This is a genomic window from Flavimobilis rhizosphaerae, assembly GCF_014852685.1.
GTDB lineage: Bacteria > Actinomycetota > Actinomycetes > Actinomycetales > Cellulomonadaceae > Flavimobilis > Flavimobilis rhizosphaerae.
In genome coordinates this window covers 164,389-179,187 of the sequence record NZ_JACZDF010000007.1, presented here as the reverse complement: position 1 = coordinate 179,187, position 14,799 = coordinate 164,389, and the positions used below count along the sequence as shown (strand labels likewise).

Here is a 14,799-nt window from a genome sequence, read left to right as displayed (position 1 = left end):
ACCGGGGGCCGCGACCGCGCCTGGCAGCGACACCTACTCCTCGTCGCTCCGTCCTTCACCAGCGCCGTTGGTGCCCTGCCCATCCATCCAGACGACGATGTCGAAGACCCGCAGCGTCGACAACTGCTCGGCCAAGCCTGCTCGTTCCCGGATCTCTTGCAGGTGGCGATCCAGGTAGGCACCATCCGCCTGCAACGCGTTGCGAAGGCCAGCCCAGAATCCACCCGAATCCCGCAAACCAAGCTGAGCCTGGATCACCGAGTCATAGACGGGAACGAGTCGCGGACGCTTGCGCGCCAAGAGCTTGCTGGTGCGCGTAGGGCCCATCCCAGGCACCCGTCGGACGAGGCGCCACAGCTCGCCGAGCGGTGACGCGTCGTCGATGTGCTCATCTTCCGCGTCGACCAGATCGAGGTCCGTCGGGATCTGGCGCAAGAGACCAGTCGCCTCGCGCCCACGCGCGCCGAGCAGATCGATCGCGGCGGGCCCTCGAACCTCGACCGAGAGTGTCGCGAGCGCGACGACGTCTGCAGGCGTCACATCGTGCACGTCCCCCGGATGGGACCACTCCGCGCCGATCGTCTCGAACGACGCCCCCGTGTAAGGAGGGTTGGCGCCCAAGCCCATGTACGACCGCAGCAGCTCCGCTGCCCGATCGACGTTCTCGGGGTGCAGGATGGACGGGATCGAGAGCGACGCTGGCTTGATCGACATGTCATGACCCTAGTCATCGTGCCGCGGGCTGTCAGTGTTCTCCCAGGTGAAGCTTGTCCGGGATCTCCGCGTACCGACTCCTTCCTCCGCCCTCGACTCCGGCGGAGCAGCCACGCGGCCAGATCGCTGGACGCCCCGCCCAGAAGTTCGAGGCTCCTACAGCCGGGAAGCCCTCGTGCCGACTAACACGTATGGCATCAGCGCGCCCCCTCGCGGTCCAACTCGACCAACTGTGTGTGCTCGCCCGAGACCAGACGCAACCGTTCACGACTGAGTCGATCATCGAGAGGTTCAACGCGGACGAAGTCCTCGACCCCCGCGACGTTGAGAACGCACTCGGCGGCTCCCCTGCGCTCACGCGCAGGGGCGGCCAATGGTTCTCCCTCGTGAAGCCGACGAGGTTCTTGCCCACGGCCCTCCAGGCCGTCAAGCGGTCGCACCTGGCGCTCACACCCGACGAGGCGATCGAACGTGCGCAGGAGCTTGTCCGGGAGGTCGGGCCGAGAACGATCGAGGCAACCCAAATGCTGCTCGAGGAGTCCGGCCTTGTCGCGCGGCACGACGACAGAACGGTGTTTGTGCTCCGCGAGCATCTACCAGAGTTGAGAGTCGATGCGCCCACGTCACGATGGGCGACGATCCGCCTGCTCCATCGCCGGGGCGTCTTCAAAGACACGCACGAGGCGGTGGCTGCGGCACTCAGCGCCGAGTTTGCCAACAAGTACATACGACGCATGCACGTCCGAGAGACCAACGACGGTCCCGTCGTCTTCGACAGCGCGCCGGTCAGCCTGGGCAACGAGACCCGTCTGGTCGCCTGGACGCCGACCATCGACCGAGAGCGAGCGAACTCACTACGGGAGATCGGGTGGTGGATGTGGCGCGCCGGTGACAGGGAAGCACTGATAGATCTTTCGCACATCGTGGACAAGAGAACTCTCCGAGATGAGCCCTACCGCGGAATCGTGTCAGCGGCGACCCCTCATGAGCTCGCCCACTTCCTCACCAAGTCGTTCGCCGCCGCAGTGCATCGCCGGGCCGCGGAGTTCGAGATAGTCGTCGAGCGCCATCCGGTGCCGCCGATTCCACCGCTGCCGGCGGCGCTCCGCAACTATCCCGGCGCCTCACGGCTTCTCCAACCAGTGCAGGGATTCTGTGCGATGTGCAACAGGCCGCTGCGCACAGGCGAAAGCGCACGTCGCGGGATCGGTCCCGTCTGCGAGACCAAGATGCTAGCCGCGCTCGGCGACCGGCAGCTTGTTGAGCGACTCCTTGACGCACTGTCTCCGTCGACACAGGACTTGTTGCCGGAGACGCCTGCATGGACAGACCCCTTGTCCGTCGACAGCTGGCACTCGCTGATGTTCGACCCGCGTGTGTAAACACGATCTCGCCGTGTTCGAACCCTCACCTACCTACCAAGGACTCCGGCCCTGCATCCAGCCTCACAGCAATGTCGCACCCATCCGGCAGGATGCTCCCATGTCCTCTCTCGCCACCGCGCTCGCCTACGCGCGCCTCCTCGAAGAGAGCGCCGTCCTGCGCCTGCTGCGCTCGGGGAACGCCGCCGTCACGGTCGCACTGCTCTCCGAACACCTGGCAGCCCCCGGCGCTCGGATCCCCTGCGACGAGCTGCACGAGCTCGTCGACATCGACCTCGAAGCGCTCCGCGACCACCTTGGCCTCCCCCAGACGGGCAAGAAGTACTGCGACGACTGGCGCAACGCTGGCTTCCTGGTGCGGCGCCCCGCCGTCGACGCCCGCGGCGAGACGTACGAGCTCTCGGCCGACGCCCTGGTGGGCATCCGGCTGTTCCAGCAGCTCGAGTCGCCCAGGACAACGGTCACCGAGTCGCGGCTCGTGAGCCTCGCCTCTGCGGTCCGCCAGCTCGCCATCGACACCGACCCCGACGTCACGCGGCGGCTCGAGGCCCTGGCCGCGGAGCGCGAGCGCATCGACGCGGAGGTCGCTCGCCTCGAGGCGGGCGAGGTCGCGGTCCTTGACGCCAGGAGGGCGGTCGAGCGCATCGTCGACATCCTGCTCCAGGCGCAGGATCTCCCCGCCGACTTCGCCGGCGTCCGCGCGCGCTTCGAGTCCCTCAACCATGACCTGCGCACGAGCATTCTCGACACGGACATCTCGCAGAGCACGGTCCTGGACGACATCTTCCGTGGGGTCGACCTCATCGAGTCGTCCGACGAGGGCCGCACCTTCACCGCTTTCTCCGCACTTCTTCGCGACCCCGAACGCTCCTCCGCACTCGACGCCGACGTCGCTGCCGTCCTGTCGCGCGACTTCGTGCACGCGCTCCCGCTCGAGTCCCGGCGCACGCTGCGCACGCTCGTCCGCGACCTCAAGACCGGCAGCCGCGAGGTCCACAGTGCACTCACCGACTTCGCCCGCGGACTCCGGCGCTACGTCCACTCCCAAGAGTTCCAACGCGACCGGGCCCTACGCGGCCTGCTCCAAGAGGCGCTCGCCGCCGCAGCTCCGGCCAGCCATCACACCAAGCCGTACGCCGACATCGGCGTCGAGCTCGAGCTGTCCGCCATGCGCTTCTCGTCCGTCGGCGAGCTGACCCTCGAGGACCCCTCCGAGCTCGAGACCGGCGCACCACTCGACGACGCAGAGCACGGCACCATCGACTTCGCGGTCCTCGCCGCGATCGCGCGTGAGACCGAGATCGACTTCGACGAGCTCACCACCAACGTCAACGCCACCCTCGACGCCCAGCCGACCGCGACCGTGGCCGAGGTCCTCGCCGTTCACCCCGCCACCCAAGGGCTTGCCAGCGTCGTCGGGCTGCTCTCGCTCGCCGCGCGCTACGGCACGGTCGCCACCGACGCGGACGAAGAAGTGACCTGGACTGGAACCGACGGCCGCACCCGGCGCGCTACCCTCGCCACGCACGCCTTCCTCAGGAGGATCGACGCATGAGCACCGACGCCGGTCTCGACGGCTCGCACCGTCGACTGTGGAACACCGACACCGGGACGCTCACCGAGCCCTCACGGCGCGTGCTCCTCGAGATCCTCAAAGGCCCCTACCTCTCGGGCCGGAAGAAGCCCCAGCTCTGGGCCGCGCTGCTCGCCGACGAGGCCGCGGTCCGCTCCCGGCTGCACGACCTCTTCCTCGACCTCGTCCTCGACCGCACCGACGAGGTCGCCTTCACGCGCAAGGTGCGCACCCAGGAGGTCGACGTGCCCCAGGCGCTGCGCAGCGAACGCCTGACCTTCATCGACACCGCCATGCTGCTCGTCCTACGCCAGCTGCTCCTCGCCGCCCCCGGCGAGCAACGCGTCATCGTCGGCCAGGACGACGTCTACGAGCGCCTCATGGTGTACCGCGACGGTGACGAGACCACGTTCCGGCGCAACCTCAACAGCGCCTGGGGTCGCATGCGCGATCGCCTCCGCGTCATCCACGCCGTCGGCGAGGACCGCGCGGAGATCTCCCCCGTGGTGCGCTTCATCGTCGACGAGGACCGCGTCGCCGCGCTGACCGCGTCCTACCGCGACCTCGCTGCTCGCGGCGGGACCGTCGCCCCAGACAGCCCCGAACCCGACCCGGAGGAGACCGAGCGATGACCGACACCCTCTTCGCGCTCCCCGATGACGACGTCGCTCCCGCGCCGGACCTGCAGGAGCTCGCCCCGGGCCAGTGGCGCCTCTGCGAGATCCAGGTCGCGAACTGGGGCACGTTCGACGGCTCGATCTACCGCATCCCGGTCGCCCGTCAAGGGCACCTCCTCACCGGCCCCTCAGGGTCCGGCAAGTCCTCGCTCCTCGACGCGATCGCCGCGGTCCTCACACCCGACAAGTGGCTCCGTTTCAACCAAGCAGCGCAAGGAACCTCCAGCCGCGGCGACCAGCGCAGCATCATCAGTTACGTGCGCGGCGCCTGGTCGCGCACGTCGGACGAGAACGAGGACCGCGTCGTCACTGCGTACCTGCGCCCCACCGCCACGTGGAGCGGCATCGTGCTCCAGTACGAGGACGGAACCGGACGCACAGTCTCGCTGGCGCGCCTGTTCTTCCTGCGCGGCACCTCGACGGCCGCAGCCGACCTCCAAGACCTGTGCCTGCTCGACCGCGCACCGATCGACCTGCGCGACCTCGAGCCGTATGTGCGCACCGGGCTCGAGACCCGGCGACTGCAGCAGGAGTTCCCCTCGGCCGCCGTCACCGCGAACGGCAAGCACAAGGCCTTCTACACCCGTCTGTGCAACACCCTCGGAATCGCGGGCGAGGCCACCCTGCGCCTCCTGCACCGGACCCAGGCGGCCAAGAGCCTGGACAGCCTCGACCAGCTCTTCCGCGACTACATGCTCGACGAGCCGACCACGTTCGCCCTCGCAGCCGAGGCCGTCACGCAGTTCGGTGAGCTCGACGACGCCCACAAGCACGTCGTCCAGCTCCGCGAGCAGCGCGACCATCTGCTCGAGCTCCGCACCGAGTCAGACAGGTACGACGCTGCGGAGTACGCGGCGCAGACCGCCCGGGCGCTGGCCGCCGGCGTGCCCGCCTACCAGAAGCGCCGCGGCCTCGGACTCGCGGAGTCCGCCCTCGAGGAGGTCAGCGAGCGCGCCGCACGCCTCCACGCGGACGTCGAACGCGCGACCGCTGACCACCAGCTCGCCGACGACGCGCTCGCCCACGCGCGCCGCCGCCAGTCCGAGCTCGGCGGCGACCTCGCCGCCAGCCTGACCGCCAGCCTCGCCACCGCGGAGCGTCACCTCGCCGACACCACCAGCCGCTGGCAGGGCCTGCAACGCCAGCTGCACTCAGCCGGTGTGACCGCCGCGCCGACGACCGAGGCCGAGTTCACCGAGCTCGTCGCCGAGATCAACCGGCAGATGAGCCAGCCGTCCGCCGTCAGCCCCACCCACGCCGAGCTCGAGCGTCGAACCCGCGCCAAGGACGCCCACGGGGCGGTCGAGGCCGAGATCGCTGCGCTGCAGCGCAGCCGGACCACCGTGCCGTCCGCGCTGCTCGCCGTCCGCGACGCCATCGCCGCAGCCACCGGCCTGCCACTCACCGCGCTGCCGTTCGCCGCAGAGCTCATCGAGATCGATCCCGAGCACGCACGCTGGACCGGTGCGATCGAACGCGTGCTGCGGCCCCTGGCCCTCTCCATGCTCGTGCGCGCCGAGCACGTGCCCCAGGTCCGCCGATGGGTCGACACCCACACGATCGGAGCGCGCCTCGTCTACGAGGTCGTGCCGCACGAGCTCACTCCCCCGCGCCCCGCCCGCAGCGACATCTCTCTGGTCAACCGCGTCAGGCTCGGCACCGGGCACATCAGCGACTGGACCGCCGGCCAGCTCTCCGACCGCTACGACTACGCCTGCGTCGAGAGCGCCGATGAGCTCGACGCCCACGACCGCGCCGTCACGATCAACGGCCAGATCAAGACCTCCCGCACCCGGTACGAGAAGGACGACCGCGTCCGGATCAACGACCGCAGCCGATGGGTCCTGGGCGACCGCGAAGCCAAGCTCGAGGCGCTCATCGCCCAGCTTCACGCCGCCGCGGACGAGCTCGCTGAGGCGACCGACGTCGTCGAACGGGCGGAGAAGCGCAGGACGGAAGCCGACCAGAGGCTCGGCGCCCTGCGCACCATCCGCGAGACCCGATGGGCGGACGTGGACCAGGCGGCCGCGACCAGATCTGCAGCCGCGCTGCGCCGCCAGCTCGACGACCTCACCCGAGACGACGCCGTGCTGCGCGACGCTGGCGCCGCCGTCGAGCAGGCAAGCCGCGAGCGCGACGCCGCCAAGGCCGCCGAGGTGACCGCGCGCTCCGCGCTGAGCGTCGCTGAGCGCGAGCGGCGCGACCTCGAGCGCGACATCGCGGCGTTGCGCACGGAGATCGACTCCGGCGCCGTCCCGGAGCTGGACGAGGCAACCACGGCCGAGCTCGACCGCCGCTTCGGACGCGTGCAGCGTCGCATCGACCGGTTCGCGCTCGCCGAGGTCGGTCAGAAGGTCCAGGCGCAGCTGGGCACGGAGCGGGACAACGCCCTCCGCGACGCCGACGCGGCCGGACGCAAGGTCACCCAGCTCGCCACCCAGTTCAAGGGACGGTGGGAAGCGCGGGCGGCCGACCTCGTGGCGGACCTCGCCGACAGGGCCGGCTACCTCGCGATCCTCGACGACATCGTCGCCCATGGTCTCCCCGACCACGAGGCCGACTTCCTGCGCCTGCTGCGCAACCGGTCGCGTGACCTCGTGGGCCAGCTCGTCAGCGACATCATGAGCGCGCCACGCGAGATCGAGGAGAAGCTCGACGCCGTCAACGACTCCTTGCGACGCTCCCCGTTCGACGTCGGGCGGTTCCTCCGACTCAAGCCCAAAGTCCGCAGAACCCCAGCCGTCCAGCAGTTCCTCGCCGACCTGCGCTCCGTGACCGAGGGCAGCTGGGGAGACGACGACCTCGAGACAGCCGAACGCCGGTTCGCCACGCTCGCCGAGATCATGCGCAAGCTGGGCTCGAGCGACCACATCGACCGGGTATGGCGCGCGCAGTGCCTCGACACCCGGCAGCACGTCACCTTCCTCGCCAACGAGGTCGACGAGCACGGCCACGTCCACGCGACCTACGACTCCGGCGCCGCCATGTCCGGCGGGCAGCAGCAGAAGCTCGTCGTCTTCTGCCTCGCCGCCGCGCTGCGCTACCAGCTCGCCGACGTCGACCAACCGCTCCCCCGGTACGGCACCGTGATCTTCGACGAGGCGTTCGACAAGGCCGACTCGCGCTACACGCGCATGGCGCTCGACGTCTTCGTCGAGTTCGGCTTCCAGCTCGTGCTGGCCACCCCGCAGAAGCTCCTGCAGACGATCGAGCCGTACGTCGGCGCCGCCACGTCCGTGGAGAACCCGACGCGCCGGCGGTCCACGATCTCCCTCGTGCCGTGGCGCACGGAGGAGCCACCGGCATGATCACTGTGCGCGAGGCCCAGGACAGCGCGCGAGGCAAGCTACGGCGCCACCTCGCGACGTGGGCCACCCAGCTTCCCGTCGACGATGCCGGACGCGACGGCTCACCACTGGTCACGATCGCGCTCAAGCCGCCTACCGAAAAGGAGATGTTGACCGACGAACGCGGCGCCGAGGCGTGGGCCAGGGCGTGGCGGGCGCTCCCCCTCGACCGCCACGCCGTCGTCGAATGGGAGACGCGCACGTGGCGGAGCATCGGGCGCCAAGACGTCCCGGTTCGGCTCCACCTGCACGACGCCGACGCTGTCGCGGCATTCGTCGGCGGGAGCCTCGCGACGGACTACGGCCGCCTGAAAGCCAGTGCCGCCGGCGTCTACGGACGCTTCGGCCCGACCGACGCGCTCGCGTCGGCGCTCCGCCGGCACGCGTCGACGGTGCTCGCGTACACGGATGCTGAGCGCACCACCGTCGTCGACGTGCTCGACTGGCTCCTCGCGACCGACATCGCCGGGCTGCGCCCACGTCAGCTGCCTATTCGTGGCGTCGACTCGAAGTGGTTCGCCAGCCACCGCACCGTGCTCTCGGCTCTCCACGCGGCCATCACCGGCACTCCCTCCCTCGGTGTCGTCGACAGCGACCCCCTCGTCCGCGTCCGCATCCTCGACTCGCGGATCGCCCCCGGCGGTGTCGAGGACTTCTCCGCCCCGGCGCGACAGCTCGCATCCCTCTCCTTCGAGCCCCGGATCGCTCTCGTCGTCGAGAACCTCGAGACGCTGCTCGCGCTGCCGTCGTGGCCGGGCGTCGTCGCGATCCACGGCTCGGGCTACGCCGTCGACGTCCTCGGTGGGCTGCCGTGGTTGCTGCGGACTTCGATCGTCTACTGGGGCGACCTGGACTCGCACGGCTTCGCGATCCTGCACCGGCTGCGCACCGCGCACCCGGACGTGACCACGGCCCTGATGGACATCGCCACTCTCGACGCGCACCGCGACCTCTGGGTTCCCGAACCCAAGCCCACGCGCGGCACGTTCTCCACTCTGACGGAGCACGAGGCAGCCACCCTCCGCGCGCTCCGTGCCGCAGGCGACGTCCGGCTCGAACAGGAGCGCATCCCCTGGGCGTACGCACTGACGGAGCTCGAACAGAGCGCGCTGGGCCGAAGGACCTCGGGGAACCGCTCGGACACCGACCGGACCGCTGTCGCGGACACTCCGACACGGCTGGCGTTCACGAAGCCCGAGAAGCCGTTGCCCAAGGACGGCACGGTCCTCTGGCTGACGTCGAAGTCGAACACCGAGATCCTCAAGGGGAACATCCGGAACGGCGCCTACGGGACGCTGAGGATCAACGTCCCGTCGGGAACCGACGCCTACTTCGTCAAGCTGCGTGAGATCGACCCCGGCAGCGGCGACGTCTTCGGCACCATCGTGCGCCCTGGCAGGTCGGTCACCGTCAAGGTCCCGCTCAACGGCAACAGCCGGACGACCTACCGGCTGTCGTACGGCATGGGCTCCACCTGGCACGGGCGTGAGTATGCGTTCGGTCCGTCAGGCTCGTACTCCCAGGCCCAGGACGACTTCGACTTCACCGAGGGCTCCGGCTGGGAGGTCGAGCTCATCCCGCAGCAGGGCGGGAACCTCGGGACGTTAGGGCTCGACTTCGGCAGCTTCTGAGGGCACGCCGCGTTGCTCACGGCGCCCGGCCCATGGAATGAGGATCACCGCGCGCTGGGCACCGTGGCAACGCCCCAGGACCCGACCCGCGCCCGCCCCAGCACCCCGAGCACGGCCTTCCCGAGCGCGAGCACGCCTGCCGCGGTGACGACGGCCCGGACGGTGTCGACGGTGAGCGTCGACGTCGCGAGCGTGTAGGCGAGGAACCGTGGCAGGTTCTCGCTGAGCCCGCCGCCGGGCACGTACGAGAGCTGGGTGCCGTCGCCGAGCGCGAAGGGCCAGAACCAGAGGTTGGTGACGAGCCCGTAGAGATACGCGGCGACGACGCCGTAGACGGCGAGGAGGACGACGGGACGCCGGCCGAGTCGTGCGCCGTCACGGGGCAGCACGACGCGGCCGACGAGCCCCGCGCCCGCCCCGACCCAGGCTGCGGCAAACGCCTGGAACGGCAGCCATGGCCCGACGCCCGCGGTGAGCAGGGCGGAGACGAGCATGGCGAGCGCCCCGAGCGTGAAGCCGAGGCTCGGTCCGAGCGACGCCCCCGCAAGGACGAGGAGGAAGAACATCGGCTCGAGGCCGCCGACTCCCGTTCCCAGCAGCCGCAGCGCCGCGACGAGCGCGGCGAGCACACCGACGAGCGCGAGCGCGCGCGGGTCTGGCCTCTCACGGGTCACGGCGGCGAGCGCCGTCGCGAGGACGAGCGGCACGAGGACGACGAGCAGCCACGGAGCGGACTGCCCCTCGGCCCGCGGGGCGACGGACGCGACGAGGGGCCACCCGAACATCACGGCCCCGAGCAGGCTCGTGACGACGACGAGCACGCGTGACGCGACGGTGCTCATCGCTGCGCCCCGTCGTGCGCATCCTGCGACGGGTGAGCCCGCGGCGTCGCGTCAGCAGGGCCAGCCCCCGGCGCGTCGGCCCCGGGACCGCCCGGCCAGCCAGGCACAGAACCCGGCGTCCCGGCCGGCCCACGGACGAGGTCGTCGACCGTGAGCGCGGCGAGCGGCCGCACGACGCGCGCGACCTGCGGCGCGGCCCCCACCGATCCGGTGAGCACCGAGCGCGCCGGACCGTCCGTGACGACCTCGCCCTCGGCCAAGACGACGACACGGTCAGCGGCCTCAGCAGCCGTCTCGACGTCGTGCGTCGCGACGACGACGGCCGCACCTGCGGCGGCGCGCTCGCGGAGCGCGGCGACGAGCGCGCGGCGCGCGGGCGCGTCGAGACCGCGGGTGGGCTCGTCCAGGAGGACGACGTCCGCGCCGGCGGCAAGCTGGATCGCGAGGACGAGCGCGAGCCGCTCCCCCTCGGACAGGTCGCGCGGGTGGGCACCGCCGTCGACGCCCGGCACGAGCATGTCGAGCAGGCTGCGCGTCGTGCCGGGTGCAGCCCCAGCGTCGGTGTCCCCGCCCGCGCACTCCTCGTCGACGGTGGTTGCGAACAGCAGCGCGCCGACCTCCTGGGGCACGAGCGCGACGGCGCGTCGCGCGTCGGGCGCCGCGATCCTCGCGGGGTCGACACCTCCGACGTCGAGGCGGCCGCGATGCGGCAGCGCGCCGGCGAGCGCGCGCAGCAGCGACGACTTGCCCGCGCCGTTGCGCCCCATGAGGACGGTGACCTCCCCCGCGCGCAGCTCGAGGTTGAGCCGGTGGACGACGGTGCGCGTACCCCGGCGCACCTCGAGGCCGCGCGCGCGGAGCCGCACCTCGTCGCGAGCATGGTTCGCGGGCGTGCTCACAGGCGACGTGTCGGCGCGCGACGTGTGGACGCCCCGCACCGCGACGACGTCGGGCGCCGCGACGTACGTGCGTCGCGCCTCCCGCACGTCCCGCGGTACGCCCTGCCACCCGGCGAGGTCGGCGAGGCGTGCGAGCGGCGGCGCCTGCGGGGTGCCGCGCAGGACGTCGAGCCCCCCGTCGTGCAGCGTGCCGTCGCCGGGTAGGTGCCACACGCGGTCGACGACGCCCGTGAGGCGTTCGAGCCGGTGCTCGGCGACGACGACGGTGAGGCCGACGTCGTGCGCGAGCCGACGCAGCGCGCCGACGACGTCGTCGGCCGCGACCGGATCGAGCGCGGACGTCGGTTCGTCGAGCAACAGCACCGACGGCTCCGAGACGAGGACAGCGCCGAGAGCGACACGCTGCGCCTGTCCGAGCGAGAGCGTGTCAAGGCGCCGGTCGCGCAGGTCGTCGATGCCGAGCAGGTCGAGCGTGTCCTCGACGCGCCGACGCATCGCGGCGGGCGCGACGCCCTGCTGCTCGAGGCCGAACGCGAGCTCGGTCTCGACGTGCGCCGTGACGAAGCCGCGCGTGGGGTCCTGGCCGACGTACCCGGTGAGATGCGCGCGGTCGCGCGCCGGCACGCCGAGCAGGTCGGTCCCGTCGAGCAGGACGCGTCCGGACGCGCGCCCGCCGGTGCCGTCGAGCAGCCCGGCGAGAGTGCGGAGCAGCGTCGTCTTGCCGACGCCCGTCGGCCCGGCAAGGAGGACGACGTCGCCCTCGGCGACGTCAGCGGACCCGTCGTGGAGGAGGGTACGCGCGCCGACGGTGACGGTGAGGCCGTCGAGCCGGATCATCGCGCCCCTCCGGCCTGCGGTGCCGGCACAGGCTCCGACGTCATGGTCGCGGTCGCCGCCCGACGGGTCTCACGCACCTCGGCGACAACAGCCCCGACGACGGCGGGCAGCGCCGCCAGGACGACGGCACCAAGTGCCCCGCCCGACAGCGCGAGCCACGACTCCCCCGACGGCACCCGCACGGCGGCGGACAGCACGCCGACGATCACGGCCGCGCCGACGCCGCACGCGACGACGCCCGCTCCGACCCACGTCCAGCGTGGCGGCCGGTACAGCGTCGTCCGTCGGCCGTGCGCACCGCCGAGCGCGAGCCACGTGAGCAGCGCGGCTCCCAAGGCCAGCACGGGCGCCGCCCAGCTGGGCCACCCGTCGTCGAGCAAGGCGAGCATCGCGAGCCCTGTCGCAGTGAGCGAGACGAGCATGAGCGGCACCGTCCCGCGCCGGACCTGCGCCTGCGAGCCGAAGCCGCGCGCCTCCATCCCCGTCGCGGTCGCAAACGCGCGCTCGAGCGCGCCCTCGAGCACGGGCACGACGACCCGCTCGAGCGTGCGCCGGTCGCGTGCGCCACGCCCCGTGAGCGTCGCGCCGCGCAGACGCAGCGCCTCGCGCGTCTCGAGCACGGAACGCACGAGCGCGGGGAACGCGGAGACTGCGATGACGGCGGCGGTCGCGAGCGGCCCCAGCGCCGCCGGCACATGCCGCAGCAGCAGCCCGGCGTCCGCGATCGTGTGTGCCGCACCGACGGCGAGCACCAGCACCGCGAGCTGCAGGCCTCCCGAGAACCCGGCGAGCAGCGACTCGCGCGTCACGGGTCCGAGGAACGTCAGGGGGCCGACGTCGAACGCCGGCAGGTCGAGCAGCACGTGCGTGCCGGGCGTCGCGAGCAGCACGTGCGCGAGGACGCGCACGGCGAGGATGACGCCCGCGACCGCCGCATACACGCCGAAGCCACGCGCGCCCTCGGACCGGTGGACGGTGACGGTGAGGAGCACGACCGCACCGAGCAGCGCGAGGAGGAGGACGTTCGTCGTGAGGGTCGCGGCGGCCGCGACGCCCCCGGCCCACAACCACCACGCGGCCGGGTGGACGGCGCCCGGTCTCATGCGCGCGCCCGCCTCACGCGAAGGACGACGACCGCGACGACGAGTGCGGCGAGCAGGCCGAGCCCGGCGACGACGGCGGGGCCTGGCCCGTCCACGTCGGTCCCCGTGCCGTCGGGTCCGGTGCCGGGCTCCGCGACGGGAGCCGCCGACGGGATCGACCAGCCGGCCGGCAGCTCGCCCGCGCGTGCCTGTGCAGGGGTCACGGCGGGCGGACGTCCCTCGGAACGTCCGACGGAGTAGACAAGCGCAAACGCCTGTCCATCGACGAGCTCAGTGTCGCCGACGCCCGTGGTCGCATAGCGCCAGGTGCCGTCGTCCCCGACGGTCCACAGCGACCAGTACGCGTTCGCGGGGGGCGTCCGCGCGCACGACTCGGTGCGCCTCGAGCCGTCGGGCATCGTCACGGCTTCGTCGGCCGCAGGACGGCCGTCGACACGGCACACGAACGCGAGCCCCAGCTGCGCGGTGCCCTCGAGGGCGACGCCCGCGGACCGCAGGACGTCGAGCGCGCGGCCGGTCGTCGTCCCGCAGCGCACGGAACTGCCGCGGCCGTCCGTGCCGACGGGAAGGTCGCCGAGGTCGACGACGAGCGTCACCCCAGCGCATGGTTCGCTGACGGGTGCCGCCGTCGCCCCCGTAGCGCCGGGGCCCGTGAGCCCGAGCACCGCGAGGACGACGGAGGTCGCCGCGCCGGCGAGGCGACGCATCAGCTGCCGCTCGCCCCGAGGGCGACGAGGCCCGATCCGAGGAGCGCCGGGATGGCCTGGGCCGACGCCCGCGCGTCCGGCGCCGTGCCGTCGAAGGTGAGGGCCGTGCCGCCGTCGGCCTCGACGGTCTGCGCCGCGAGCCACGTGCGCGGACCCTCGACGTCCGTCGCGCCGACGCCCGCGTCGGTCAGCGCCGCGAGCGCGACAGCCGTCGAGTTGACGTTGGCCGCGGCCGGCTCGCCCGACTGCCACGCGCGGCCGCCGTCGACGTCGACCGCCGCGCCGAGCAGCCAGTCCCGTGCGCCGTCGGTGTTCTCGGCGGCGACATCCGTCGCGCCAGAACGGACGTACGCGCTCAGAGCGGAAAGAGCGAAGGCCGTCGAGTCGACGTCGCCGACGCACTCCGTCGCCTCGAGCGCCGCCGGATAGGAGCCGTCGTCGCACTGCTGCTCGGCGAGGTAGGCCGCGGCCTTGCCAGCGCGCGCCGCGGCGCCGTCACCCGCGAGAGCGTCGCTTCGAACGAGCGCGAGCACGCCCCAGGCCTGGCTCACCGTCGAGGAGTAGTCGTCGCCGCCGACGTCCGAGATCCGACCGTCCTCGCCGAGGAAGGTTGCGAGGCGTGCGTCGAGCGTGCTCGCGATCTCCTGGCCGGCGGCGCCGAGGACGACGGCCGCCTTGGCCGTCGCACCCGCATACCCCGTCGTGGTGCCGTCGCCCGCGTACGCGTCGACGACATCTGCCGTGAACGTGCCGGCGAGGTCCTTCGCGAACGCGTCGTCCTTCGCGGCGAGCGCCGCGACGAGGACGTCGAGCGTGAGGCCCTGGTCGGGGTACGACGTGCCGTCGAACTCGGTCGTGAAGAGGCCGTCGGTGCGCTCGACGGTGCCGAGCCACTCGAGCGCGGCAGCTGCTGTCGCGGCGGGGTCCGCGGGTGCGGCAGTTGTCGGGCCCGACGTCGCTGCCGTCGTCGGCGCGATCGTGGGCGCTGGCGCGTCACCCGTGCACGCGGCGAGCGGCAGGACGAGCGCGGAGGCGAGCAGGAGCGCCGCGGGACGCGGCGTGAGGGTGCGGGAGGTGCGCATGGTGG

11 protein-coding genes are annotated in these 14,799 nt (G+C 72.0%); 5 read left to right on the top strand and 6 right to left on the bottom strand.

Annotation, left to right across the window (positions count from 1 at the left end; genetic code table 11):
- Window positions 1-33: 33 nt before the first annotated feature.
- Complete coding sequence (locus IGS67_RS12360; protein WP_192281550.1) at window positions 34-714, bottom strand: DUF6308 family protein; 681 nt, start codon at window positions 712-714, stop codon at window positions 34-36.
- A 236-nt stretch (window positions 715-950) separates the two neighbouring features.
- On the opposite strand from IGS67_RS12360, the gene IGS67_RS14450 reads away from it, so the two are divergent.
- The 5 genes from IGS67_RS14450 to IGS67_RS12335 all read left to right on the top strand — a co-directional run bounded on the left by IGS67_RS14450 (window position 951) and on the right by IGS67_RS12335 (window position 9,324).
- Window positions 951-2,096: a DUF6011 domain-containing protein gene (locus IGS67_RS14450; protein ID WP_192281547.1), complete on the top strand. Its 1,146-nt coding sequence runs from the start codon at window positions 951-953 to the stop codon at window positions 2,094-2,096.
- 100 nt (window positions 2,097-2,196) lie between these two features.
- On the top strand, window positions 2,197-3,651 hold the full coding sequence (locus tag IGS67_RS12350) for a DUF3375 domain-containing protein (RefSeq protein ID WP_192281544.1): 1,455 nt from the start codon (window positions 2,197-2,199) through the stop codon (window positions 3,649-3,651).
- Window positions 3,648-4,301 (top strand): DUF4194 domain-containing protein, encoded by a 654-nt coding sequence (locus tag IGS67_RS12345; protein WP_192281541.1) that lies wholly within the window; start codon window positions 3,648-3,650, stop codon window positions 4,299-4,301. The genes IGS67_RS12350 and IGS67_RS12345 overlap by 4 nt, the downstream gene beginning before the upstream one ends.
- On the top strand, window positions 4,298-7,654 hold the full coding sequence (locus IGS67_RS12340) for an ATP-binding protein (protein ID WP_192281538.1): 3,357 nt from the start codon (window positions 4,298-4,300) through the stop codon (window positions 7,652-7,654). The genes IGS67_RS12345 and IGS67_RS12340 overlap by 4 nt, the downstream gene beginning before the upstream one ends.
- On the top strand, window positions 7,651-9,324 hold the full coding sequence (locus IGS67_RS12335) for a Wadjet anti-phage system protein JetD domain-containing protein (protein WP_192281536.1): 1,674 nt from the start codon (window positions 7,651-7,653) through the stop codon (window positions 9,322-9,324). Before IGS67_RS12340 ends, IGS67_RS12335 begins: the two co-directional genes overlap by 4 nt.
- 44 nt (window positions 9,325-9,368) lie before the next feature.
- Here IGS67_RS12335 and IGS67_RS12330 read toward each other — a convergent pair whose 3' ends face one another.
- The 5 genes from IGS67_RS12330 to IGS67_RS12310 are packed head-to-tail and all read right to left on the bottom strand — an operon-like array spanning window position 9,369 to window position 14,794.
- Entirely contained in the window at window positions 9,369-10,166 is a 798-nt protein-coding gene (locus IGS67_RS12330; RefSeq protein ID WP_192281533.1) for an ECF transporter S component, read from the bottom strand.
- Window positions 10,163-11,902 (bottom strand): ABC transporter ATP-binding protein, encoded by a 1,740-nt coding sequence (locus IGS67_RS12325; protein WP_192281529.1) that lies wholly within the window; start codon window positions 11,900-11,902, stop codon window positions 10,163-10,165. Before IGS67_RS12325 ends, IGS67_RS12330 begins: the two co-directional genes overlap by 4 nt.
- Window positions 11,899-13,005 carry an energy-coupling factor transporter transmembrane component T gene (locus IGS67_RS12320; protein ID WP_192281526.1) on the bottom strand — a complete coding sequence of 369 codons (1,107 nt, stop codon included), beginning with the start codon at window positions 13,003-13,005 and terminating at the stop codon, window positions 11,899-11,901. Before IGS67_RS12320 ends, IGS67_RS12325 begins: the two co-directional genes overlap by 4 nt.
- Window positions 13,002-13,712, bottom strand: a complete 711-nt coding sequence (locus IGS67_RS12315; protein WP_192281523.1) for a hypothetical protein — start codon at window positions 13,710-13,712, stop codon at window positions 13,002-13,004. The genes IGS67_RS12320 and IGS67_RS12315 overlap by 4 nt, the downstream gene beginning before the upstream one ends.
- Complete coding sequence (locus IGS67_RS12310; protein WP_192281519.1) at window positions 13,712-14,794, bottom strand: prenyltransferase/squalene oxidase repeat-containing protein; 1,083 nt, start codon at window positions 14,792-14,794, stop codon at window positions 13,712-13,714. Before IGS67_RS12310 ends, IGS67_RS12315 begins: the two co-directional genes overlap by 1 nt.
- Window positions 14,795-14,799: the final 5 nt, after the last annotated feature.